At 52.7% G+C, this 24,662-nt stretch carries 24 protein-coding genes; 14 read left to right on the top strand and 10 right to left on the bottom strand.

The window, feature by feature from the left end; all coding sequences use genetic code 11:
* Positions 1-10 precede the first annotated feature (10 nt).
* From hisC to cysM, 10 genes are all read left to right on the top strand, one after another.
* Complete coding sequence (gene hisC, locus DBR37_RS04740; RefSeq protein WP_124573349.1) at positions 11-1,117, top strand: histidinol-phosphate transaminase; 1,107 nt, start codon at positions 11-13, stop codon at positions 1,115-1,117.
* A gap of 39 nt (positions 1,118-1,156) precedes the next feature.
* Positions 1,157-2,059: a prephenate dehydrogenase/arogenate dehydrogenase family protein gene (locus DBR37_RS04745; RefSeq protein WP_124573350.1), complete on the top strand. Its 903-nt coding sequence runs from the start codon at positions 1,157-1,159 to the stop codon at positions 2,057-2,059.
* Complete coding sequence (gene aroA, locus DBR37_RS04750; protein ID WP_124573351.1) at positions 2,056-3,381, top strand: 3-phosphoshikimate 1-carboxyvinyltransferase; 1,326 nt, start codon at positions 2,056-2,058, stop codon at positions 3,379-3,381. The genes DBR37_RS04745 and aroA overlap by 4 nt, the downstream gene beginning before the upstream one ends.
* Positions 3,382-3,474: 93 nt before the next feature.
* Positions 3,475-4,152 (top strand): (d)CMP kinase, encoded by a 678-nt coding sequence (gene cmk / locus DBR37_RS04755; RefSeq protein WP_124573352.1) that lies wholly within the window; start codon positions 3,475-3,477, stop codon positions 4,150-4,152.
* A gap of 207 nt (positions 4,153-4,359) precedes the next feature.
* On the top strand, positions 4,360-6,036 hold the full coding sequence (rpsA, locus tag DBR37_RS04760) for a 30S ribosomal protein S1 (RefSeq protein ID WP_041296608.1): 1,677 nt from the start codon (positions 4,360-4,362) through the stop codon (positions 6,034-6,036).
* Positions 6,037-6,047: 11 nt separating this feature from the next.
* Positions 6,048-6,353: an integration host factor subunit beta gene (locus DBR37_RS04765; protein ID WP_011871954.1), complete on the top strand. Its 306-nt coding sequence runs from the start codon at positions 6,048-6,050 to the stop codon at positions 6,351-6,353.
* A gap of 130 nt (positions 6,354-6,483) precedes the next feature.
* Entirely contained in the window at positions 6,484-6,798 is a 315-nt protein-coding gene (locus tag DBR37_RS04770) for a lipopolysaccharide assembly LapA domain-containing protein (protein ID WP_124573353.1), read from the top strand.
* 57 nt (positions 6,799-6,855) lie between these two features.
* Complete coding sequence (lapB, locus tag DBR37_RS04775; RefSeq protein ID WP_124573354.1) at positions 6,856-8,031, top strand: lipopolysaccharide assembly protein LapB; 1,176 nt, start codon at positions 6,856-6,858, stop codon at positions 8,029-8,031.
* Between the two features lie 225 nt (positions 8,032-8,256).
* The gene (locus DBR37_RS04780; RefSeq protein WP_124573355.1) at positions 8,257-8,586 is read left to right on the top strand and encodes a helix-hairpin-helix domain-containing protein; all 330 of its coding nucleotides are present in this window, start codon (positions 8,257-8,259) and stop codon (positions 8,584-8,586) included.
* A gap of 153 nt (positions 8,587-8,739) precedes the next feature.
* Positions 8,740-9,642, top strand: a complete 903-nt coding sequence (cysM, locus tag DBR37_RS04785; protein ID WP_124573356.1) for a cysteine synthase CysM — start codon at positions 8,740-8,742, stop codon at positions 9,640-9,642.
* Between the two features lie 28 nt (positions 9,643-9,670).
* Here cysM and DBR37_RS04790 read toward each other — a convergent pair whose 3' ends face one another.
* Together DBR37_RS04790 and DBR37_RS04795 are read right to left on the bottom strand one after the other, a co-directional pair.
* Positions 9,671-10,006, bottom strand: a complete 336-nt coding sequence (locus tag DBR37_RS04790) for a hypothetical protein (RefSeq protein WP_124573357.1) — start codon at positions 10,004-10,006, stop codon at positions 9,671-9,673.
* A gap of 397 nt (positions 10,007-10,403) precedes the next feature.
* Positions 10,404-10,985 carry a DUF1415 domain-containing protein gene (locus tag DBR37_RS04795; protein WP_124573358.1) on the bottom strand — a complete coding sequence of 194 codons (582 nt, stop codon included), beginning with the start codon at positions 10,983-10,985 and terminating at the stop codon, positions 10,404-10,406.
* Between the two features lie 183 nt (positions 10,986-11,168).
* Here DBR37_RS04795 and DBR37_RS04800 point away from each other — a divergent pair, with 183 nt between their 5' ends.
* Positions 11,169-11,723: a YaeQ family protein gene (locus DBR37_RS04800; protein WP_124573359.1), complete on the top strand. Its 555-nt coding sequence runs from the start codon at positions 11,169-11,171 to the stop codon at positions 11,721-11,723.
* A gap of 32 nt (positions 11,724-11,755) precedes the next feature.
* On the opposite strand, the gene mltB is transcribed toward DBR37_RS04800, so the two are convergent.
* The 5 genes from mltB to DBR37_RS04825 all read right to left on the bottom strand — a co-directional run bounded on the left by mltB (position 11,756) and on the right by DBR37_RS04825 (position 17,997).
* Positions 11,756-12,874 (bottom strand): lytic murein transglycosylase B, encoded by a 1,119-nt coding sequence (gene mltB / locus DBR37_RS04805; protein ID WP_124573360.1) that lies wholly within the window; start codon positions 12,872-12,874, stop codon positions 11,756-11,758.
* The gene (locus DBR37_RS04810) at positions 12,871-14,880 is read right to left on the bottom strand and encodes a DUF3488 and transglutaminase-like domain-containing protein (protein ID WP_124573361.1); all 2,010 of its coding nucleotides are present in this window, start codon (positions 14,878-14,880) and stop codon (positions 12,871-12,873) included. The genes mltB and DBR37_RS04810 overlap by 4 nt, the downstream gene beginning before the upstream one ends.
* Positions 14,877-15,872, bottom strand: coding sequence for a DUF58 domain-containing protein (locus DBR37_RS04815; RefSeq protein ID WP_124573362.1), 996 nt, complete (start codon positions 15,870-15,872; stop codon positions 14,877-14,879). Before DBR37_RS04815 ends, DBR37_RS04810 begins: the two co-directional genes overlap by 4 nt.
* A gap of 14 nt (positions 15,873-15,886) precedes the next feature.
* Complete coding sequence (locus tag DBR37_RS04820) at positions 15,887-16,807, bottom strand: MoxR family ATPase (RefSeq protein ID WP_124573363.1); 921 nt, start codon at positions 16,805-16,807, stop codon at positions 15,887-15,889.
* Between the two features lie 164 nt (positions 16,808-16,971).
* Positions 16,972-17,997, bottom strand: a complete 1,026-nt coding sequence (locus tag DBR37_RS04825; protein WP_370454228.1) for a transporter — start codon at positions 17,995-17,997, stop codon at positions 16,972-16,974.
* A gap of 330 nt (positions 17,998-18,327) precedes the next feature.
* On the opposite strand from DBR37_RS04825, the gene ylqF reads away from it, so the two are divergent.
* The gene (gene ylqF / locus DBR37_RS04830; RefSeq protein WP_124573364.1) at positions 18,328-19,239 is read left to right on the top strand and encodes a ribosome biogenesis GTPase YlqF; all 912 of its coding nucleotides are present in this window, start codon (positions 18,328-18,330) and stop codon (positions 19,237-19,239) included.
* A gap of 139 nt (positions 19,240-19,378) precedes the next feature.
* Here ylqF and groL read toward each other — a convergent pair whose 3' ends face one another.
* Positions 19,379-21,025 carry a chaperonin GroEL gene (gene groL, locus DBR37_RS04835; protein ID WP_124573365.1) on the bottom strand — a complete coding sequence of 549 codons (1,647 nt, stop codon included), beginning with the start codon at positions 21,023-21,025 and terminating at the stop codon, positions 19,379-19,381.
* A gap of 106 nt (positions 21,026-21,131) precedes the next feature.
* Entirely contained in the window at positions 21,132-21,422 is a 291-nt protein-coding gene (gene groES, locus DBR37_RS04840; protein ID WP_012080503.1) for a co-chaperone GroES, read from the bottom strand.
* Positions 21,423-21,817: 395 nt separating this feature from the next.
* Between groES and DBR37_RS04845 the strand changes: the two genes are divergently transcribed.
* Positions 21,818-22,279: a Panacea domain-containing protein gene (locus tag DBR37_RS04845; protein WP_124573366.1), complete on the top strand. Its 462-nt coding sequence runs from the start codon at positions 21,818-21,820 to the stop codon at positions 22,277-22,279.
* A 3-nt stretch (positions 22,280-22,282) separates the two neighbouring features.
* Positions 22,283-23,218 (top strand): hypothetical protein, encoded by a 936-nt coding sequence (locus DBR37_RS04850; protein WP_233588273.1) that lies wholly within the window; start codon positions 22,283-22,285, stop codon positions 23,216-23,218.
* A 314-nt stretch (positions 23,219-23,532) separates the two neighbouring features.
* On the opposite strand, the gene DBR37_RS04855 is transcribed toward DBR37_RS04850, so the two are convergent.
* On the bottom strand, positions 23,533-24,657 hold the full coding sequence (locus tag DBR37_RS04855) for a DUF1116 domain-containing protein (RefSeq protein WP_158610225.1): 1,125 nt from the start codon (positions 24,655-24,657) through the stop codon (positions 23,533-23,535).
* Positions 24,658-24,662 lie beyond the last annotated feature (5 nt).

The raw sequence follows: 24,662 nt of genomic DNA on the forward strand, positions 1-24,662 counted from the left end.
GGAATCTGCTATGTCAATTAAGTTTGGTCCTGACTACGTTCGTGCGATTGCGCCTTATCAGGGTGGTCGCCCGATTGCTGAAGTCGCGCGTGAGTTCGGCCTCGATGAAGCAAAAATCGTCAAACTCGCTTCAAATGAAAATCCGCTCGGCATGCCCGAATCTGCGAAGCAGGCGATGGCTGCAGCGCTGGAGGATGCCGGTCGTTATCCGGACGGTAATGGCTTTGAACTGAAGGCAGCACTGACCGCCAAGTATGGTGTGCCTGCTGAATGGATCACGCTGGGTAACGGCAGCAACGACATCCTCGAACTGGCTGCACATGCGTTTGTGCAGCCGGGCCAGTCGGTCATTTATGCGCAGTATTCTTTTGCCGTCTATCCATTGGCCGCGCAAGCTGTCGGTGGCCGCTCGCTGGTGATCGCCGCGAAAGATTTTGGTCATGATCTGGATGCGATGGCGGATGCGATAGAAGCCGATACGCGTTTGATCTTTGTTGCGAATCCAAACAATCCAACCGGTACCTTTATCCCGGGTGCGCAGATCGAAGCTTTCCTCAAGCGCGTGCCACCTGAAGTTGTGGTGGTGCTGGATGAAGCTTATACCGAATTCCTTGCGCCGGAACAGCAATACGATTCCATCGCCTGGGTCGCCAAGTATCCTAATTTGCTGGTGTCGCGCTCCATGTCCAAGGTCTATGGCCTCGCAGGTTTGCGTATCGGTTACGGCATCGCGCAAGCGGGCATTACCGATTTGCTCAATCGCATACGCCAGCCTTTCAATGTGAATTCGCTGGCGCAAGCAGCTGCGATTGCGGCATTGAATGACCATGCTTTCGTACAAAAAAGCGCGCAACTGAATGCGGCCGGTTACCGTCAGCTGACACAGGCTTTTGATGAACTGAAGCTGCGCTATCTGCCGTCTTCCGGTAATTTTGTGATGGTCAAGGTCGGTGATGACGACGGTGCTGGTGCACGCGTCAATCTGGCTTTGCTGAAGCAGGGCGTGATCGTGCGTCCGGTCGGTAACTACGGCTTGCCGCAGTGGTTGCGCATTTCCATCGGACTGGAAGAAGAAAATACAATCTTCATCGCGGCGCTGAAAAAAGCCCTGGCCTGATGTTGTACTAATCCGATCAACTTTAATCCTTACGCTCTCGTGCTAAAAAAAATCGTCATCTTTGGAGTGGGTTTGATAGGCGGATCGTTTGCGCGCGCTTTGCGCCAGGCGGGAGCAGTTGAGCAAATCGTTGGCGTAGGGCGTACTGCTGCGGTATTACAGCGCGCCAAAGAACTGGGCATCATCGATGTCGCCAGCACTTCAGTGGAAGAAGCTTTGCGCGATGCCGACCTGGTGTTGCTGGCAGCACCGGTTGCGCAAACCGAAGTGATCCTGAAATCCATCAGACCCTATCTGCAAGCCGGTACGGTAGTGACTGACGCCGGTAGTATCAAAGGCGAAGTCGTTGCTACTGCGCGTGCAGTACTGGGTGAGAAGATTGCGCAATTCGTGCCGGGTCATCCTATCGCCGGCCTGGAAGCCAACGGCCCGGAAGCAGCTATTCCCGATCTGTATGTCGGCAAGAAGGTCGTGCTGACACCGCTGGCGGAAAACTCTGCCGCCGATGTCGCATTGGTAGCGCAAGCATGGCAGCAATGCGGTGCGATCATCCATCAGTTAACACCAGAAAACCACGATGCAGTATTTGCTGCCGTCAGTCATTTGCCGCACTTGCTGGCGTTTGCACTGGTGGACGATATTGCGAACAAGCCGCATGCTGATTTGCTGTTCCAGTATGCGGCCAGCGGCTTTCGTGACTTCACACGGATAGCCGGTTCTTCGCCCGAGATGTGGCGCGATATCAGTTTGTCGAACCAGGACGCGATCCTGACCGAACTGGACGCCTATATTGCCCAGCTGACGCGCTTCCGCGCGCAATTGGCGGCTGGCGACGGCGCAGCGATGCAGGCCATGTTTGCGAACGCACAGCAGGCGCGCCAGAATTGGCAGCGCAGCATAGAAACGGCTGAACCTCAGCACCAACCAGATGGCGATAAATGAAACACTATCCGCATTATCTTGACCTGAAACCGGCGATGCACGCGAAAGGCGTGGTGCGTTTGCCTGGCTCCAAAAGTATTTCCAACCGTACCTTGCTGTTGGCTGCATTAGCGCAGGGCACGACGCATATCCGTGATTTGCTGGCTTCCGACGATACGCATGTAATGCTGATGGCTTTGCAAAAGCTGGGTGTCAAATGGGAACAGATAGGCGAGTCGCAGGATTACATCGTGCATGGTGTCGATGGCAGTTTCCCGGTACATCAGGCTGATCTGTTCATGGGTAATGCGGGTACCGCGATACGTCCGTTGACAGCGGCGCTGGCAGTGACAGGTGGTGATTACACTTTGCATGGCGTGTCGCGTATGCATGAGCGTCCTATTGGTGATCTGGTCGATGCCTTGAATGCGATCGGTACACATATTGAATATACCGGCGAGCCGGGTTATCCGCCGCTGCACATTCAGCGTGGTCGCATCCACGCGCATGAGATGTCGGTGCGCGGCAATGTTTCCAGCCAGTTCCTGACGGCGCTGCTGATGGCTGCTCCTTTGATGGCGCGCGAACAGGATGTGACCATCAATGTGATCGGTGAGTTGATCTCCAAACCGTATATCGAAATCACGCTAAACCTGATTCAGCGTTTCGGCGTGGAAGTGCAGCGCAGTGGCTGGCAATCGTTCACGGTGAAAGCCGGACAACGCTATGTCAGTCCGGGCAATATCCATGTTGAAGGTGATGCCTCGTCGGCGTCCTACTTCCTTGCGGCTGGTGCAATTGCTGGTGGTCCGGTTCGTGTTGAAGGTGTGGGGCAAAACAGTATCCAGGGAGATGTACGTTTTGTTGAGTCGCTGGAACAAATGGGCGCCACCATACGCATGGGCGATAACTGGATAGAAGCGGAATCGAATGGCGTGTTACGCGCGATTGATGCCGACTTCAACCATATTCCGGATGCCGCGATGACAATCGCCGTAGTGGCTTTGTATGCCGACGGTCCAAGCATCTTGCGCAATATCGGTAGCTGGCGTGTGAAGGAAACCGATCGCATCAGTGCGATGGCGACCGAGCTGCGCAAGCTGGGTGCGATTGTGGAAGAAGGCGAAGATTATCTGAAGGTGACGCCACCGGCAGAGATACTGTCCGCTGCGATTGATACTTATGACGATCACCGTATGGCGATGTGCTTCTCGCTGGCGACACTGGATGGCGCCGCGCGTCGTGGCAACAAAGAGCGCATCAATGACCCGCAATGCGTGGCCAAAACCTTCCCTGATTATTTCGAAGCCTTTGCCAAGGTTACCGAAGAAAGTTTGTTTTAAGGTATAGCGGAATGCGGCAGTATTCCGCTACCTATCCATCCCCTTTATGACTGTGGCTTGAGGCCTCAGTTGTATTTTTGACACACTTGTTAAATGACATCCACTCCATCTTCTGCCATTCCGGTCATCGCTATTGATGGTCCGACCGCTTCCGGCAAAGGCACGGTTGCCCAACTGGTAGCAACCGAACTCGGTTTCCACTACCTGGATTCGGGCGCTTTGTACCGCCTGACGGCCTTGTCTGCCTTATATCGCGGCATCGCGATTGATGACGAGCAAGCTATCGCTAATTCCGTCGAAACCCTCAAATGTGGCTTCAAAGATGGCGACATCTTCCTTGATCGTGAAAATGTCACGATGTCGATCCGGGCGGAAGAAGTTGGTAATACAGCATCAAAAATTGCTGCTTTGCCTGCAGTGCGCAAGGCGCTGGTCGATTTGCAGCTGCGCTTCCGTGAAGCGCCGGGCCTGATTGCCGACGGACGGGATATGGGAACCGTGATTTTCCCGGACGCCGAACTCAAGGTCTTCCTTACCGCCAGTGCCGAGGCGCGCGCCGAAAGACGTTATAAGCAATTGATTGACAAGGGATTTTCTGCTAATATAGAAGACCTTCTGAAAGATTTGAACGAACGGGATGCACGTGATGCGAATCGCGCCATTGCCCCGCTCAAACCCGCCGAAGAGGCATATTTGCTGGATACCTCGAATCTGACTGTGCAGCAAGCAGTGGATCAGGTGCTCACCTGGTATGCAGCTGTAAAGGCTTAGGCTGTAAAGAATTAAGTAGTAAAGCTAGTAGCTGTTTGTAGTACCTGGTGTCTGTCCGGTGCAAAGTCGGGCAGACGTTGAAAAACCTAACCCATAATTCGTTCCTTTTGCTGTTTTTATATATGGCAAATCGAGTAAAACCGAATTCTGGTCAACTTGTTTAAATCTATGACTACTGTTGTCACCTCCGAAGCAACACCTGTTGGTATGGAAAGTTTTGCCGCTCTTTTTGAAGAATCGTTGTCACGTCAGGACATGCGTTCTGGTGAAGTGATTTCGGCTGAAGTTGTCCGCCTCGACCATAACTTCGTTATCGTCAACGCTGGCTTGAAGTCGGAAGCATTTATTCCAATCGAAGAATTCAAAAACGACAATGGCGAACTCGAAGTCAACGTTGGCGATTTTATTTCCGTCGCTATTGAATCCCTCGAAAACGGTTTTGGCGACACTATCCTGTCGCGCGACAAGGCTAAACGCCTGGCATCGTGGCTCTCGCTTGAAAAAGCGATGGAATCCGGTGAAATCGTTGTCGGTACCGTTAACGGTAAAGTCAAAGGCGGTCTGACCGTTTTGACCAATGGCATCCGCGCATTCTTGCCGGGTTCGCTGGTTGATACCCGTCCTGTCAAAGACACGACTCCATTCGAAGGCAAAACGCTCGAATTCAAAGTTATCAAACTCGATCGCAAACGTAACAACGTTGTGCTGTCGCGTCGCGCTGTCATCGAAGCATCGATGGGCGAAGAACGTCAAAAACTGATGGAAACCCTGAAAGAAGGCACCATCGTTACTGGCGTCGTTAAAAACATCACCGACTACGGCGCGTTCGTGGATCTGGGTGGTATCGATGGTCTGTTGCACATCACCGATCTGGCATGGCGTCGTGTGCGTCACCCATCGGAAGTACTCACCGTCGGTCAAGAAATCACCGCGAAAGTACTCAAGTACGATCAAGAGAAAAACCGTGTATCGCTGGGCGTCAAACAATTGGGCGACGATCCTTGGACCGGTTTGTCCCGTCGTTACCCACAAGGCACACGCCTGTTCGGTAAAGTCACCAACCTGACCGACTACGGCTCATTCGTTGAAGTCGAACAAGGTATCGAAGGTCTGGTGCACGTTTCCGAAATGGACTGGACCAACAAAAACGTGGCACCAAACAAAGTCGTTCAATTGGGCGATGAAGTTGAAGTCATGGTTCTGGAAATCGACGAAGAACGTCGTCGTATCAGCCTCGGCATGAAACAATGTAAAGCCAACCCATGGGATGACTTTGCTGTGACCCATAAAAAAGGTGACAAAGTTCGTGGCGCGATCAAATCGATCACCGACTTCGGCGTGTTCATCGGCCTGGCTGGCAACATCGACGGTCTGGTTCACTTGTCCGACCTGTCCTGGACAGAAACCGGCGAAGAAGCTGTTCGTCGCTTCAAGAAAGGTGACGAGCTGGAAGCAATCGTGTTGGCTATCGACGTGGAACGTGAACGCGTATCCCTCGGCGTTAAACAACTCGAAGGCGACCCATTCAACAACTTCGCTGCAATGAACGACAAAGGCGCGTTGGTAACTGGTACCGTTAAATCGGTTGAGCCTAAAGGTGCAGTGATCCAATTGTCCGATGAAGTTGAAGGCTACTTGCGCGCTTCCGAAATCTCCCGCGATCGCGTGGAAGATGCTGGTACGCACCTGAAAGTCGGCGACACAGTTGAAGCTATGGTCATCAACGTTGACCGCAAAGCACGCGGCATCCAACTGTCGATCAAAGCTAAAGACAATGTTGAAACGCAAGAAGCAATGCAAAAAATGTCGTCGGATTCGAACGCTGCATCCGGTACGACCAGCCTCGGCGCATTGCTCAAAGCTAAGCTCGATAACAAGAACTAAGACCATCGTCAATGACAAAGTCGGAGCTGATTGCTCGCTTGGCTGAGCGTTATCCGCAACTGGTAGCTAAGGATGCGGATTACGCGGTCAAAACCATCCTTGATGCAATGTCCGATGCCCTGGCAACCGGACAACGCATCGAGATACGTGGTTTTGGCAGCTTTGCACTCAATAGTCGCCCGCCGCGTATCGGTCGCAACCCGAAGTCGGGTGACAAGGTGATGGTCCCGGAAAAACGGGTACCACACTTCAAGCCAGGCAAGCAGTTGCGTGAGCGTGTGGATGCGATGGTTGGGCAACCAATCATCGAAGACTGAGTTGTTTGTAACGAAATAAGGACGGCATCTTCGGATGCCGTTTTTTTTCACGTACAATTTCGTTAATCTATTACTGTGCCAAACTGATGGCATGCAGTAGTCCGGATCAGCTTATAAAGGAACGAACGCCATGAAAATCCTGCTCAGAATTATTGCTGTCCTACTTTTCATCGTGTTCTTTGGTTTCGCCATGAAGAATACGCAGGAAGTATCGCTGCAGTTTTTCCTCGGTTACGAAATGCGCGGACCTTTGGTGTTGCTCCTGCTTGGTTTCTTTGTTGGTGGTGCCGCATTGGGCGTATTGGCGATGACGCCGACCCTGTTCCGTCACCGCCGTGAACTGGCAAAACACAAGAAGACGATCGCAACAATACAAAAAGAAGTACAAGAACAGGCTTTGGTGAAATCGCAGCCGCCACAGCCGGATGCCGTGATTCATCTGTGAACCCCATGAGTCGTGCGTCTTTGAATCATTTGATTACTCTCTACAACACAACATTGCATGGAATTTGAAACTTGGTGGTTGCTTGCCATACCGGCCTTTTTTACCCTGGGCTGGATTGCTGCGCGCGTTGATATCAAACAGTTGGTTTCGGAATCGCGCAGTCTGCCGCGCGGCTATTTCAAGGGTTTGAATTTTCTGCTGAATGAACAGCCCGATAAGGCGATCGATGCTTTTATCGAAATCGTCAAACTGGATCCGGAAACCGCAGAGCTGCATTTTGCTCTGGGTAATTTGTTCCGCCGTCGTGGCGAGACCGAGCGCGCAATACGTGTGCACCAGAACTTGCTGGCGCGTCCTGACTTGCCGCTCGAGCATAAGGTGCATGCACAGTACGAACTGGGGCAGGATTACCTGAATGCCGGTCTGTTGGATCGGGCGGAAGAAACCTTCAATCAGTTGATCGATACCCAGTATGGCGCACAGGCGCGACGCGCCTTGCTGGAAATTTATCAGCGTGAAAAGGAATGGGAGCGTGCAATTGAGGCTGCCCATGCGCTGCAGGAATCAGGTGCCGGTGGTCGTCAGAAGGAAATCGCACAGTTCTATTGTGAACTGGCGCAGGATGAATTGGTGCACACGCATCCTGACACCGCGATCAGCCTGCTGGAAAAAGCATTGGCGGCAGATCGCACCAGCGTACGGGCGACCATCCTGCTGGGCGATGCGCAACTGGCACAGGGCGATACCGAATCTGCATTGCTGACCTGGCGCCGTGTCGAACATCAGAGCGTGCCGCACGTGGCATTGGTGGCACAGCGTCTGATGGATGGTTATCGTGCAGTAGGGCGCGCGCAGGAAGGCGTGAATCTGCTGAAGTTCTATCTGGCTGAGGCATCCTCGATTGATTTGCTTGAGGTCGTGTTCAAAGCCGTGCTGGAGCTGGAAGGTGTGGACGCAGCAAACCAAATGGTCAGCGATGAATTGCGTCGTACGCCAACTCTGCTGGGGCTGGATAAGCTGCTGGAAGCGCGGCTGATGGAAGCGCCGCCGGAAATGCGTTCTGAACTGTCGCTGGTCAAAAACCTGGTGCATGGTTACACGCAAAAACTGGCCCGCTACCAGTGCAGCCATTGCGGCTTCAAGGCGCGTCAGTATTACTGGCAATGCCCTGGTTGCAGCAAATGGGAAAGTTACCCGCCACGCCGCACCGAAGAATTAAATGTCATGAATTAAGATGTCGCAACATCGCCGGCTAAGCTGCTTTATGCGTAGTTAAATGCGCGCAGGTTAGCCGGTACTCACTTTCCTCTTGCTTCCCCTTTTATGCATTTCCTTTCGGAAATGTCCGATTCAAATCCCTTCTTATTTTTTCTACATTCGGCGCTGGGCTAGCGATAAATATGGCTGTCTGACGTCGTTATCTCTGTGCATTTTTACAAACTGAATAGGGAGATTCAAATGTTGAAAAAAGTGTTTTTCGCACTTGCAGCTGTGTTTTTCTCAATGAACTTTGCCTGGGCACAAGTCGATGTCAATAAGGCGGACCAGGCGGCGCTGGACAGTATCAAGGGCATTGGTCCGACTACTTCCAGGGCCATACTCGACGAACGCAAGAAAGGTGGGAATTTCAAGGATTGGGATGATTTGCAGAAGCGCGTCAAAGGCGTGGGTGACAAGAGTGCAGAAAAGCTCTCTCAAGCCGGGCTTACCGTGAACGGCACGCCGAAGTCTGGCGTCGCCAAACCGGCAACAAAAAAGGTCGCTGCGAAGGCCAAGTCAGAGAAGTAATCGCACCAATTGTTTGTGTATCCCCGCAAAAGCCCCGCCCCGGTATAGAGGTGGGGTTTTTTTATGCCTGCATGGTTTTTATCGAGTTCGTACGCGCAAGGGCATCTGCGATTAAAATGGCGTTTTCCCGGAAACACCATACAAGCACTCACTATGCAATATTTGACCATCGAAGACACCATCGGCAATACCCCACTGGTACAACTCAAACGACTGGGCGGTGAAGAAGCAGTACGTCGCAACAACGTCATACTCGGCAAGCTGGAAGGCAATAACCCGGCCGGTTCTGTGAAAGACAGGCCGGCACTATCCATGATCCTGCACGCAGAAGAACGCGGCGTGATCAAGCCGGGCGATACCCTGATCGAAGCGACCAGTGGCAACACCGGGATTGCGCTGGCGATGGTGGCAGCGATGCGTGGTTACAAGATGGTTTTGCTGATGCCGGAGAACCTGAGTGAAGAGCGGAGACAGGCGATGGCCGCATATGGTGCGCGCATCGTCCTGACGCCGAAAACCGGCGGCATGGAGTATGCGCGTGATCTGGCCGAGCAAATGCAAAAAAATGGTGAAGGTTTGATCCTGGATCAGTTCGCCAATCCGGACAATCCGCGTGCACATTATGAAACGACCGGCCCCGAAATCTGGCGCGATACCGGTGGCAAGATCACCCACTTCGTCAGCGCGATGGGTACCACCGGCACCATCATCGGCGTATCGCAGTATCTGAAAGAAAAGAACCCGGATATCAAAATCATCGGCGTACAGCCGGACGAAGGCTCGCAAATCCCTGGCATCCGCAAATGGCCAGAAGCCTATCTGCCAAAAATTTATGACGCCAGCAAAGTTGATCAGCTTGAATACGTCAGCCAGGCAGTAGCCGAGCAAATGGCTCGTCGTCTGGCGATAGAAGAGGGGATTTTCTGCGGTATTTCAGCGGCGGGCGCATGTGAAGTTGCGCTCAGGATTTCTCAGACGGTAGAAAACGCAACGGTGGTCTTCATCGTCTGCGACAGAGGTGATCGTTACTTGTCGACAGGCGTATTCCCGGCCTAAGCCGAGAATACTCTGCGGGTAATGTTCATTACTCTTGCGGCTCGGTAGCGACGCCGCCTTCTTTTGGTTTGAATTGCTTGTCGCTGATACGGAATTTATCGCGACGGTCACCCATCAGGATACGCAGGTCACGAATACTCAAATCGCTTACTTCGTGCATGCGAATCAGCAGGGATGCGCCTACCGGCAGACGGCGATGGCGGATTTTGCTGATGACTGGTGGGGCAACTTCCAGTGCGCGCGACAGAGCTGCATCATTTTTAAGATGCAGTCTTTCAATCAAGGAGTCCAGCAGATGATTGGGGTCGTACGCAACTTGATCTGCAAGTCGGTTACTTGTGATTTGGCTATCTGGAGTAGTCATAATGTCTTCGATTTCAAAGTGTCAAACGAGGGATCGGTGAAACGCAAGGTGACTTGCAGTTTCGTCGGCTACTGATATTGGAGTCTTGTCATATTAGTAAAGTTGCAAACGGTGATGATTTTTTCAGCGTATTACGGGATATATGAAAAAATTAACTATATGCAATCAATATAGCAAGGAATTTCAAAAAAGCAATTACAACTCAGTGTTCTTTTGGCCTCACATTTAGTCAAGAGTTCCTTCAAACAATCTTTTCTTTTTGAGAAAAGTAGCGTTATTGAAATTTTATTCTTTTCTGTCATATTTCACAAAAAAACCTTAAAAATCAATGCTTGGTGTTGTTTTAAGGAATGATTCTACATGGTAATTCTTACACTTAAATAACACTTGTATGCCGTTATTTGCACCCTTTCCCGGGTGCGGCCAATTGTAAATTCCGCCATCCCTGCAAGCCCAACTTACGTAACGTTTCCATATTCTTTTCATAAATTTCCTCTGCTTCGGGGAACGCTTCGACTGCGCGTTCTATGCTCGCCTCGCGCAAAAGATGCAAAATTGGATACGGTGAACGATTCGTGTAGTTTTCTATATCGTCTGCTTTGCTGTCTGCAAATTGATAGTCAGGATGGAAACTGGCAATCTGGATTTCACCATCCAGTTCCAAATCATCAATTGCTTCATCGGCAATATCGAGGAAGTCGTTGTAATCCAGGAAGTCAGCCAGGAGCTCAGGCAGGATTAACAAAGTGGTATCGATTTCGGCCGGATCGCTCTGATGCAAATGCTGTAACTCCGCACTGAGTTCTTCATATAAGGCATCGGTGTTACGCGCACTGCTGACGACATAGCGGATTTGTTGTTTGACGTGGACCGCTTTGGCAAAGGGGCAGAGATTCAGGCCGATAACGGCTTTTTCCAACCAGGCCTGGGTAAGGGCGATGACTTCATCGGGTGCGGCTGGGGGAGTAGGTGTGTGCATGCAAGCCATCCTGTTGATCATTCGCTATTTTAAACGTTTGCCGCAATTGGCTTTGGACAGCAGCGATACGCAGATGCGTATATGGCGCAAATAAAATTGATCGCGGAGCAGGGCCGGATCGGCTATTCTTGCCACCGTTCCGTCTTGCGCATACGTGCGACATTTTCATCAAAGTAGAATTTCATGGCTCTTAAATCCACCATTTTCAAAGCTGACCTGCAAATCGCCGATATGGATCGGCAGTATTACGACGGTCATGCACTGACGATAGCGCGCCATCCGTCCGAGACCGATGAGCGCATGATGGTCAGGATACTGGCCTTTGTGCTGCATGCGCATGAGGCGCTGTCCTTTGGCAAAGGTTTGAGTACGGACGATGAGCCGGATCTGTGGCAAAAGGATTTAACCGGTGCGATCGAACTTTGGATAGACGTCGGTCAGCCGGATGAGAAGCGCATCATGAAAGCATGTGGCCGCTCGAATCAGGTGATGATTTACAGCTATAGCAGCATGAGCAATATCTGGTGGAATCAGATCGCCAGTAAGGTGGACAGAGCGAAGAACTTAAGCGTGTTCAATTTGCCGGCTGCGACCAGCCAGGCGCTGGCCAAACTTGCGCAACGCAATATGCAATTGCAATGCACGATACAGGACGGCCAGGTCTGGATTAATGGTGAGGGCGAGTCGATCCAGATTGACCTCGTCCGTCTGAAAGCGCCTGCGGACGCAGTGCGCTGAGTGTGGCCGCCGGGCAGGCGGTCACAGCATGCCTAGAAATTGCGCGCAGCGCGGACTGCGCGGCTCAGGTCTATCACTGACATCGCATAGAAGAAGCTGCGATTGTATTGCGTGATCGCAAAGAAGTTATCCGCACCCAGCCAGTACTCACTAGGATCAGCGCCATTCTGCAGATCGACCAGGCCGAACAGCATATCGGCTGGTGGCTCGGCTAGCGGCGTCACGCCCGCTTCCTTCATTTCCTGCAAGCTGAACTTCGCGCTCAGTCCCTGATTGATAAAGCGCTGCCAGTTTTCCGTCATATCCACTTTGGCCGGGAAGACGGTGGGCTGTCCGCTGCGCCAGCCATGCTGCACCAGGAAGTTGGCGACGCTGCCGATGGCATCGACCGGCGAGTTGCGCAGATCGATATGACCGTTGCCATCGAAATCAACGGCAAATTTACGTATGCTGCCCGGCATGAATTGCGGCCAGCCTATCGCACCTGCGTAGGAGCCGAGCAGCGAGAATGGATCGATCTGTTCATCACGTGCAAACAGCAAGGTGTTTTCCAGTTCGCCACGGAAGTAGTTCATGCGTGCTGTGCGATTCGGTGTTTCCGGATAGGCGAAGGCCAGCGTCGTGATGGCATCCATCACGCGGAAATTGCCAGTATTACGACCGTATACCGTTTCGACACCGATGATGGCGACGATGATTTCTGCCGGTACGCCATACCTTGCTTCGGCACGTGCCAGTGCATCGGCATACTGGTTCCAGAAGGCGACGCCGCCATTGATGCGCACCGGTTCAACAAAGCGGGCGCGGTAGGCGGCCCAGTTCTTTGGTTTGCCAGGTGGCGCCGGCTTCATTAACTGGATCGCACTATCGACGTAGTGAGTCTGGTTCAGTGTGGCTTGCAACTGTTTTTTATTGAAGCCGTTCTTTTCCACCATCTGGTCGATGAAGCTGGAGACATCGCTCCATTGCGAGAAGTTGGCGAATTCATCGCCTTGTACCGGTTTGACGACTTTCTTGGCTTTGGCCGCGGTCTTGTTCGCGGTGGCTGTTTTTTTGCTGGTTTCGCCGGCGGAGGCGCAGCCGCTCAAGGCGAGGATGGAAGAGAGTGCGATTAGCGGCAGGGCTTGTCTGGAGAGCAGTGGAAATGTCATCGAATTTGAGTCAGCAGTGATTTGAGTGTGGCAAGTACGTCTGATGGCGATAAATGTTCAACGCGACCATAACGAACTTGTTCATAAAGCGTTATAAATTTCCCGGCGGCATGTTTGCGTTTTTCTGTCAGCGCAGTATCAGCAGCCAGCAATCGTTGTGCATACGTGCGCGGTCCTTCATGCGGATGGCGCGGATAGCCGCGGCGCGTCATCAGTTTGCCAAATTGCACATAGACGGCTGCCAGCGGATCGGTTTTGCGACGCACGCCCGGCAGCAGGGCGGCAAGTGCAGTCATCACCGTAGCACCCGCGAGCAGTAGCAGCAAGACTAGTGTTTGCCAGTCGATGTTACCGAAGCCAAGTGAACGTAGCAAATTCTTTTGCTCATCCGGCGTGTAGTTCAGCACCCATTGGTTCCAGCCATTGTTAATCGCTTCCCATTGAAAGCGCATGCTGCGCAACCATGTGGCTGTGCCGCTGTTTGCAGCGACCAGACCACCCAATACGGGTTCGGCTGCATCCGCAGTAGCTGCATCGCGTGAGATGCGTTCTGGTGCGATCACGGCGGTCGGGTCGATACGTACCCAGCCACGCTGCGCCAGCCACACCTCGGTCCAGGCATGCGCATCGGATTGCCTGATGATCATATAGCCGTCGACCGGATTGATTTGGCCGCCTTGATAACCTGTCACTACGCGTGAGGGTATGCCCATTGCGCGCATCAGTACGACAAAGGCACTCGCATAATGTTCACAAAAACCTGCGCGTGTAGAAAATAAAAAATCATCGACGCTATTCACGCCCAGCAGTGGTGGTTCCAGCGTGTAGCGGAAAGGAGCGCTGCGAAAGAGTTGCAGCACGCGCTCGATGGCGGCCTGATCGCCGGAAGTGTCGCGCCGGATTTGTGTGGCCAGCGCCAGCGTGCGCGGATTGTAGTTTGGTGGCAGCGACAGCAATTGCTGCAATATGGTGGGATCCGGCTGCGGCAAGAAGTCAACATGCAGGTGCGATGTGACGTCATAACGTATGCGTTCAGTGATGGGGCGCGCTGCGCGTAATTCATATGCGGACGTATAAGCGATGAATTTGCCCGCCAGCTGCGGTGCTGCGGTGGGCATTTCAAGTGCGAACAGCCAGGACTCGGAACTGGCTTCCTGTGTCACCTGATAACCTACCGGAGTGCCTTGCGTTTGTAGCGGAGTATGGCTGCTTCTGCGGCTGTCTGCTGCTTTGGTCCAGGTGCGACCATCGTACTGATCCAGTACGATGCCGCGCCAGTAGAGTTGATGGCTGGGCGGGATCTGATCTGTAAATTTAACCCGGAAGGCGACCTCACCAGACAAGGCCAGCTTGGCAATGTTGCCGGGACTCATGCTGCTGGAGAGCCCGCTACGTGCAGTCTTGCTGTCGTTCGGCATACCCCACAGTGGTCCTTGTATGCGCGGGAACAGCAGAAATAGTACGACCGTCAGCGGCACGGCCAGCAGCAGGATTTTACCGGCGAGCTGCAGTCGTTTGCGCAAGGAAGGGATGGCATCGGTGTACTGGAATGATAGCTGGGCGGCCAGCATGACGATGACGGTGCTGATACTCAGCGCAGCGATAGCCAGCGATTGGGAATTGAGAAAATTCGTCAGCAGTAAGAAGAAACCCAGAAAGATGACTGCAAACAAATCACGGCTGGCGTGCATCTCCAGTAACTTGAATGTGAGCAGCAAGGTCAGGACGGCGACGCCTGCTTCGCTACCGACAAATGTCCTGAAAGTCAGATAAACGCCGCCCATCGTCAGCAAGGCGAGTGGCAGCAGCAACCAGCGTGACGGCATGCGATTACCACGGAAAGTGATCCAGCCGCGCCATAGCAGCATCACGCTGCAGGTGGCGACTACCCACGGTGGCAAATTCAAAACATTGGGTGCCAGCACCAGTGTGCATGCAAACAGCAGGAGCAGGGTATTGGCCTTGTCGCGCGACATCGGTCGCAGCATGGTTGCGAGTTGCTTCATGGTGCGTGCCCGTATAAGGCGAGTACCTGCAGGCAGGCTGCCTGATGTGCCGGGCCGATGGAAGGCGGCAGGTACAAATGCGCGAGGTGGAATGCATACGGCAAGCCCTGTGCTTCCGCCATCAATACCCAACTCGTCATGCGTGCCAGCTTGTGTTCCACATCCATGGTTGGCGGCAGTTTGCTGTAGTCCAGTACCAGTTCACTGGCCGCACCACCTTCAAACTGTTTGCTGACCAGTGCGCCATCGTTGCTGCGCGCAATCTGGCGCCATGCGAGCTGGCGCATGGAGTCGCCGCTCTGATATGCACGGATGCCAGCGAAGTCGTCATACCCGGCATTGCCGCGACCATCTGTCTGCGTGCCTGCGCTTAATGGCAGCGGCGGGCTGTCTGCTTCCGGGCGTGGATAAACCAGCACCTGCATGGCTGGTTGCCAGTAAGCCCATGCTTGCAGCAAACCAAGCGGGAAGGTGGTTTGCAGGCGTATGCGTGGCGCCGTCAGCCAGCCGCGTTCGCTTGCAGGCGTACTCGGGGTCACATCACTGCTTGCATGCGACGGAATATCGGTAAAGTGCGGGATGCCGACTGCGCCGTCAGTGATAAAGGCCAGTCGTATCGCGTAGCGTTCATAGCTACGGCGATTATCCAGTTGTACGCTGAACTGTGCGATTTCTCCGGCGTACACTGGTGACGTGCGTCCCGGTGACAGATGCAAATAGGCGAGGTTGCGAAAGGTCAGGTGCATGCCGACGATGGCGCAACTGGCCAGCAAGAAAGTCAGCGCAAAGCCCAGGCTCAGGTTGTAGTTGATCGAACATATAAAGAGCACCATCAGCATGAGGCCGAAGATCAGACCCGCGCGCGTCGGCATGATAAAGATGCGGCGCTGCTTCAGGAATACGGTGCCTGTCTCGGCCGTGCTTAGTCTGAACAGGCATTTCCCTGTCCATTGCGTGAACATCGTTTGCAGCTGTGTAGGTATGAGGCGCACGCAGTGACCCTGGCTCAGACGCTGACCGACCTCATTAATTGCAGCACCAGGTCACGACTGGCGAGAGCACTTGCACTGCCGGTTTTGAGCGGACGCAGGCGATGTGCGGTGACGGGTACCAGCACCGCTTGTACGTCTTCCGGAATGACATGATTGCGTCCTTCGAGCGCGGCCCAGGCGCGTGCTGCCTGCAACAGCGCAATCGTCGCGCGCGGGCTCAGACCCTCCGCAAACATGCCGTTTTGCCGTGAAGCTGCGGCCAGTGCCTGGATGTAGTCTATGAGGGCTGCGGAGACATGTATGTTCTTCAGTTCCGCCTGTGCCGCCAGCAGGTCGCTGGCTTGCATTGCCATCGGCAGTGATTTCAATAGCGTGCGCCTGTCTTCACCCATCAGCAAGGCGCGTTCCGATGCTGCATCTGGGTAGCCAAGCGACAAGCACATCAGGAAGCGATCGAGTTGTGATTCCGGTAAGGGAAAGGTGCCGAGCTGATGCGTCGGGTTTTGTGTGGCGATGACAAAAAAAGGCTCGGGTAAAGCGCGGGTGACACCGTCGGAGGTGACTTGTCTTTCTTCCATCGCTTCGAGCAATGCCGATTGCGCCTTCGGTGTGGCGCGGTTGATTTCATCTGCCAGCAAGACTTGCGTAAAGATAGGACCGGGATGAAACACAAAACCGTTTTTCTCGCGGTCGAAGATGGAAATGCCGACCACGTCTGCCGGTAACAGGTCGCTGGTGAATTGTTGCCGGTTGAATTGCAGGCCGAGTGAAATTGCCAGTGCGTGCGCCAATGTCGTTTTGCCGACCCCGGGCAAATCTTCTATCAGCAGGTGACCGCCGGCCAGCAGGCAGACCAGCGCCTGGCGTATCTGTACATCCTTGCCGACCACGATTTCGCCTACTTGCCTGGCGACTGCATGCACTTTTGCGAACATTCGATTTTCCGTCGTTGATAAGCGCCGTAGCGACGCAGTGAGGGCGAATTTCAGATTCTATGCGAAATCACTTGCCGGGGCGCAAGTCTTGATGAAGTGTTGTGGTCAGAACTGCACCGATAAATTGAATGAATGTTCGTTTGCAAAAAAGGATGTGACAGCCGTCAATCCTGTTTTTGTTTGCGAATTACCAGCCAGCCGACGATGGCGGTACAGGTAGGTACGATCCCCGCCACTATCCAGAAGCCGTAAGTGTGTTCGGCAAACGGTATGCCGCCCACGTTCATGCCGAGCAAGCCGGTAATGATATTGATCGGCAGGGCGAGGACGGTCACGATGGTCAGCACGTAAAGGCTGCGGTTGTTTTCTTCATTGACCTGCGCCGCGATTTCTTCCTGCAACAGTTTGATGCGCTCCTGGAGTGAGCTCATATCGCTCAGCACGACGGTAAATTCCTCGGTGGACTGACGTAATTCCTGCGCCGCCAGTTCGGCAACCCAGGTCGGTGGTTTTTGCAGCAAGCGAAACAAGGCGGCCGGTTCCGGTGCCAGCAAGCGTTGCAGGCGCACCAGGATGCGTCGTAATGCACCGAGGTCGGTGCGTTGTTTATTCACTCTGCCGGAGAGCAGGGTGTCTTCCACTTTATCGACGCGTGCGACGGCATCGCGCACGATCTTGACCAGCACATCAGCCTGATCGCGCAGCAGGTGTACCAGCAACTCGACCGAGGACTGTATCTGGTCGCCGTGTTCGACAGCCTGACGCAAACGCTCTATCGATTTCAACGGCGTGCGGCGGGCGCTGATCACGACGTTTTGTGTGACGTTTAGCCACAAGGTGGCGATATCGGCTGATTCAAAGGAAAAGCTGTGCAGCACATCATTGACGACGGCAATCAGGGTATTGTCGGCCTGCTCGATACGGGTTGAACGTGAGCCGTCATGCAACGCTTCATTGAATTCATCGGCGACCTGCGCGTGCTCGTTCATCCATTTTTCACTGGCCGTATTGCTCAGGTTGAAGTGCAGCCAGATGAATTCCGCCGGGTCATGTTCCCGTACTCCTTGCAGCCATTCCGCTGCCTCGACTGAATTGATGCGGCTCGCTGTTTGTCCTGGCTTGAAGCGGAAACCCCAAATCAGACCGGACGGATCCGAGCCATAGCTGAAACCAGTGACGCCTGTCATCATTTATCGGGAATACGTGGTGTGAAGTAATTTCTTCGCGTGGCAGATCCAGCCGCGCAATAAGTCGGCAGACGGGCCAAGAAGGTGCACGAGAGGTGCGTTTCTTGCAATGTCGGGTAGGGCTGGCAACATTACTCAGGAATTGGTCGGGGCCTTTATGTGCGCCGGTCCCCGTTAGCGCTAGCGGATGCCAGTGTGCATGCCGGATATGACGCGCGTATGACAATTTCGCCCATTTAATGCGTGGAATATGACGAAACCCGGTCTGGCCAGCCGTTGAGGGGGCTGCGAGCAGGTAAAATAGCGGCTTGCTTCCCTCAGATAAAGTCACGCATGTCCATACAATGGTACCCAGGTCACATGAACGCCGCCCGCAAGAAGGCGGCGGAAGCCATGGAAAAGACCGACATGATCATCGAGGTGCTGGACGCGCGCGTACCGCAGGCCAGCCGTAATCCGATGATCGAAGAGCTGCGCACCTTCCGCCAGCGTCCCTGCTTAAAGATACTTAACAAAAGCGACCTGGCCGATCCGGTCGCGACGAAGAAATGGCTGGATTTTTATAACAGCCAAAAGAATGTGCACGCGGTCGCCCTCAGCTGCAAGAAGCCATCCGACGTGGCCAAGATTCCGAGCCTGTGTTTAAAAATCGCTCCGCATCGTGGTACGCCGCTCAAGCCTTTGCGCATCATGATCATGGGCATACCCAACGTCGGTAAATCGACGCTGATGAATGCACTGCTGAAAAAGCGCGTGGCCAAGGTAGGCGACGAACCGGCGGTCACCAAGACGCAACAGCGCCTGTATCTCGGCAACAATATGGTGCTGACCGATACCCCGGGCATGATGTGGCCCAAGATCGAACATCCGAGCGATGGCCTGATGCTGGCAGCCAGCCACGCCATCGGCAGCAATGCCCTGATTGAAGAAGAAGTCGCGACCTTCCTCGCAGACGTGATCCTGGTGCACTATCCACAGCTGTTGACGGCGCGTTATGGTTTCCCGACCGAGGGGATAGATGGCGTCAGCGTGATCGAAGGCGTCGCCTTGCGTCGTGGTTTCCGTATCAAGGGTGGAGAACTGGATCTGGAGAAAGCGGCGCACACTTTCCTGCAGGATTACCGCGTCGGCGCAATTGGTCGCGTCAGCCTGGAGACACCGGAGAGCCGTATTGCCTTGCTCGCCAGTTATAAACCACCGCCATCATTGAGCGATGTGGAAGATGAAGTGGATGAAGAAGAATAAGTGCAGATGTCAGCGTAATTGATTAGCTGAAGCACAAACAAAAAGCCCGCAAGGCATAAACCTTGCGGGCTTTTTTGATGTGCGGGAAGCGCATCGGGCTTCGGCATCGTGCAGCACGACGCCGAAAGCAGACCGGCAATTACATCATGCCGCCCATACCACCCATACCACCCATGCCGCCCATATCACCCATGCCACCTGCTGGTTTGTCTTCGACAACTTCAGCAACCATGCAATCGGTGGTCAACAACAGGGCAGCGATCGAAGCAGCATTTTGCAATGCCGAACGGGTCACTTTAGCTGGATCCAGCACGCCCATTTCAACCATGTCGCCGTAGGTACCGTTAGCAGCGTTGTAACCGAAGTTACCTTTGCCTTCCAATACTTTAGCTACAACAACCGAAGCTTCTTCACCAGCGTTTTGTACGATCATGCGCAGTGGTTCTTCCATTGCACGCAGAACGATACGGATACCAGCGTCTTGATCCGAGTTGTCGCCTTTGATGTTGATTGCAGCACGTGCGCGCAGCAGGGCAACGCCACCGCCAGGAACGATACCTTCTTCAACCGCAGCGCGGGTTGCATGCAGAGCATCTTCAACGCGTGCTTTTTTCTCTTTCATTTCGACTTCGGTAGCAGCACCGACTTTGATCACTGCAACGCCGCCTGCCAGTTTGGCAACGCGTTCTTGCAGTTTTTCACGGTCGTAGTCCGAAGTTGCTTCTTCGATTTGCGCGCGGATTTGTTTAACGCGTGCTTCGATGTTGATAGCTTGGCCGTTACCGTCGATCAGCGTGGTGTTTTCTTTGCCGATTTCGATACGTTTAGCCTGGCCCAATTCTTCCAGAGTGATTTTTTCCAAAGTCAGGCCGACTTCTTCAGCAACAACCTGGCCGCCGGACAAGATAGCGATGTCTTCCAGCATTGCTTTGCGACGGTCGCCGAAGCCTGGCGCTTTTACTGCGCAGGTTTTCAGGATGCCGCGGATGTTGTTCACAACCAGGGTTGCCAGTGCTTCGCCTTCGATGTCTTCTGCGATGATCAGCAGTGGACGGCCAGCTTTAGCAACTTGTTCCAGTACCGGGAGCAGGTCACGGATATTGGAGATTTTCTTGTCGCACAACAGGATGAACGGATTGTCCAGGATAGCGGTTTGCTTTTCTGGGTTGTTGATGAAGTATGGCGACAGGTAGCCACGGTCAAACTGCATACCTTCAACGATGTCGAGTTCGTCGTTCAGGGATTTGCCGTCTTCAACAGTGATGACGCCTTCCTTGCCGACTTTTTCCATCGCTTCAGCGATGCGCTCGCCGATCGATGCATCGCTGTTAGCGGAGATCGAACCAACTTGAGCGATTTCTTTGGTGGTGGTGCATGGTTTAGCAATGGCTGCCAGTTGTTCGACAGTTGCTGCAACAGCTTTGTCGATGCCGCGTTTCAGATCCATTGGGTTCATGCCTGCAGCAACGTATTTCATGCCTTCGCGAACGATCGCTTGTGCCAATACGGTTGCAGTGGTGGTGCCGTCGCCTGCGTTGTCGCTGGTGCGGGAAGCCACTTCTTTCACGAGCTGCGCGCCCATGTTTTGCAATTTGTCTTTCAGTTCGATTTCTTTAGCGACCGAAACACCGTCCTTGGTGACGGTAGGTGCGCCGAACGAACGTTCCAGAACCACGTTACGGCCTTTAGGGCCCAGAGTTACTTTAACTGCGTTGGCCAGAACGTTAACGCCTTCGACCATCTTGGCACGGGCTGCGTCGCCGAAAATTACTTCTTTAGCTGCCATGTTGATTGCTCCTGATTATTCGTTGAGTGACTGAATCACTGAATTCCGACTAGGAATGACACCGTTTCGAGCTCTGCGGCACGGCCGCCACGCTCGAGAAACGGAATCACTTTTGTACGATTGCCATGATGTCTTCTTCGCGCATCACGAGAACTTCGTTGCCATCAACTTTGACGGTTTGACCAGCATATTTGCCGAACAGAACGCGGTCGCCGACTTTAACGTCGAGTGGGCGTACTTTGCCGTCTTCGAGGATTTTGCCGTTGCCGATTGCCAGGATTTCACCTTGATCAGGCTTTTCAGCTGCTGCTTCAGGAATGATGAGGCCGGACGCAGTTTTTGTTTCCTGGTCGAGGCGCTTGACGATGACGCGATCGTGCAAAGGACGAAGGTTCATACAAACTCCTTAGTTTTCAATAAGTTAGGGTGATTTGCGGCATAAGGCTGCAAAGCTAGCTTTACAGTGCATACATGCCGCACTAGAAAGTTGGTCGTACGGGGAAAGTTGTTAGCACTCTCGCCAGGCGAGTGCTAAGTATATGGATGCTTGTTGGATAATTCAAGTGATCAATATAGGAATATTGAGTATAGGACCGAGGACTTTGGATTTTTTGGACTTGAATTTAATTACTCAGCTTTGGACTAGTGTTGGGGGAAACTACTTATATATTCTAATAGTCTTTTGAAAAAATCGAGGAAGCGCAACTCTATGATTTTGAGAGCCAAAAACGATTGTATAATTGCAAGCTGAATTCTATACTGTACAAATAAACAGCCCTTTAAGGTGAAAATATGTCAGCTCCCCTCCAAGTTGCAAGTGAAATAGTCCGGCAACAGACGGCAGCCGGACGGAGCGCCCCTACAAACTTAGAGTTGCAGAAGTTGCTCTACTTTTGCCATGGTTGGCATTTGGCGCTATTAAAAACACCGCTTGTAGATGAGTCTTTTGAGGCGTGGAGATATGGACCTGTGTTGCCTAGTGTTTATCAAGCATTCAAGGTGTTTTCGTCTAATCCGATACCAGCAGATCATCCATTGATTGCTCAACAACCCGCACTTACTAATGTTGATTCTGCTGCATTGGTGCGCAAAGTATTAGATGTTTATGGCAATCATTCTGGCTACCAATTGGTTAATCTTTCTCACCACCCGGATGGCCCTTGGAAGCAAGTATGGAATTCGGGATCCAGTTTTAGCGACACAATAGATGACGCTATGATCCTTAATTATTTCTCTAGTTTGGCAAATCACTAAACGATGGCTGATTCGCATGTTATTAAAGGAGAGGTAGTGCCCTCGCTGGATAAAGTCAAATTACCTGAACAGGTGTCTTCGGAAAGTGGTGGGCTTGTTGAGTTCGCAGATAGCCCGAAAGGCGTGAAATACGAGGAGCGAGTTGTTGCGTTTGTCGATATTCTCGGTTTTAGCGAAATTATTAGAAAATCTAGAAGCGACCCGGAATTGGTTGCTCGTATTTTTGATGCGTTAGATGTGCGCAATGATGATTGGGCGAAGGTGTACGCTGCAGAAATTGGGGCAGTCAAGAATCCAGAAGAGTTTGATGAATTCTTTTATTCTTTTTCAGATTTCATAACTATGTCAGTCAAGCCAGAGGCTGAGGATATAGGTTTATTGATTTATACAATTTTCAAAGTATGTCGTCAGCTGTTAGGACGAGGTTTTGCAAGTCGAGGTGGGATCGCTGAAGGGCAGCTTTTTCACCGGAATGGAAATGTCGCCGAGGGGAAAGCTAGCGCTGCATCTTCTATGATTTTTGGGCCAGCTTTTATTGATGCGTATCAATTTGAGTCTGCCCATGCAGATGGGCCTCGTGTGATTTTGCAGGGAAAAGTTTGGCAAAAAATAGAAGATTACAAACGAAAAAATCCAAATACCAAACTCACTAAATTTTTTAAAGTACATATTAAAAGGGCAGAGGACGGCCCCGCGTTTATTGATTTATTCGCAGATTTTCATACGAATGAATACTATGAAAATCATCGTGATCTTGATTCTGAAATGGATCGTATTAAGAATTACATATGCGAGTCATTGGATGAATCAATTGATCGTCCCCTTCATTTTAAAAAGAATGCTCAGCTTGCGAATGAGTTTAATCTAGCTATACGTACAGCCGAAAAGCATGCACATATGATTCCTGGTTCAAAATTGCCAAAGCGCTCTAACTCTTAATAATTTAGTGCATATCCGCTTAGTAATCGAATAGGACCATTTCGGTCGGTAGATAGCGTTGCGCCTTACGACATTTCAATAGAAGTACATTTTCTTTGAATGGATATAGGGATATGTCCTCATTTCAGGCAATCAAAGTTGTGAAAATTTGGTGGTATTAATGGGGAGTTGATCGCAGTCTGATGGCCTACCATCAGAGATGGTGACACCAGAGACCATACGGGTACTGTATGGTGTAGATGTGGCAGCCTTCCATTCGCTGCATGGCCATGTAGCGTTTCATCCGGTGTCACGATAACTTTCATCCAGACATGCTATTTTGCGCGTGCGACCTCGTTTGGATCCGCAAACAACTCCGTAGACACCTCAAACACCCCACGTCCTATTAAGCCCGCTTCCGCTGCATGATCCAGTATCGCCAGATTGACCATAGGCGGGCAATCATTGCTCAGTATGCTTTTCAAATCAACGATACCGCTGCGGGAGTTCACGACTTGTGATCTGTGCATGTGCAAGTCTTCCGGCAAATATTGTGCCCAATCCCGCGCCAGGCTGGGTACGTAAGCGAGCGCTTGTGCGCCCAGTCCCGAGAAATCAATGACGGCGCTGTCGCCTATCGCGCCCAATGCAGTCGTGAGTTCGTGCCCGACAAAGCGGGTACCTTGTGGTGGCGTGGCGGGTATGGTTTGCCAGATAGACGTATCGCGCAGGCGATAACCGAAGGCGAGGCCGTTACCACCTGCAGCGACGATATGACCGGTTTGTTCCAGGCGCAGCGAGCATGCTGCCATCAGCAACGGTAGTACAAAACCGGGGTTGGCGAGTATGACTTGTCTGTCTCGTGCGTGTAGTGCATCCAGCTGTGCCGCCAGTGCCGCATTGGCACGTGCGGTGAGTGCATGGCATTCTTCGCCGCCTTGCAACGCATAGTGTATGGCTGGCGACAGTGCGGGTGGATGCGCTTGTACAACTGGTTTTAATACATGCATGCCGAATTGCGACAACAGTTGCAACTGCGCGCGTGTACCGGCTACCGGTTTGCCGAAGCGCAGTGCGGGCGCAGGTCCTTCCACCAGCGGCGCATAGCGCGTGCTGTCATTGCTACGGACGACGAACAGCGGCATGGAGGCTGATACCACTTGTGCCAGTGGCGTGACCAGACCGTGATCCTGCGCCGGGAGCAGCTTGATTTTTTCTTGTGCCAGCAGCTCTGTCGCAGCGCCATGATCGTCAGCAAGTCCTTCAAACAGGATGGCTTCGATCGCCGCCTGGCGGATCGGGGCTGGTAGCTCACCTGTCAACGGTGGGCCAGCGTGCAGGAGTACATAGTCTGAAAGATCAGGCAATGCCTGTGTACGTAGCTGAACATCGGTCCAGCGTATGTCGTCGTAGCGGCTGGCTATTTGTACGATTTCTTCATCGAACTTGCTGGTAGTCATGGCTG

Source organism: Herminiimonas sp. KBW02 (assembly GCF_003852535.1).
Classification (GTDB): domain Bacteria; phylum Pseudomonadota; class Gammaproteobacteria; order Burkholderiales; family Burkholderiaceae_D; genus Oxalicibacterium.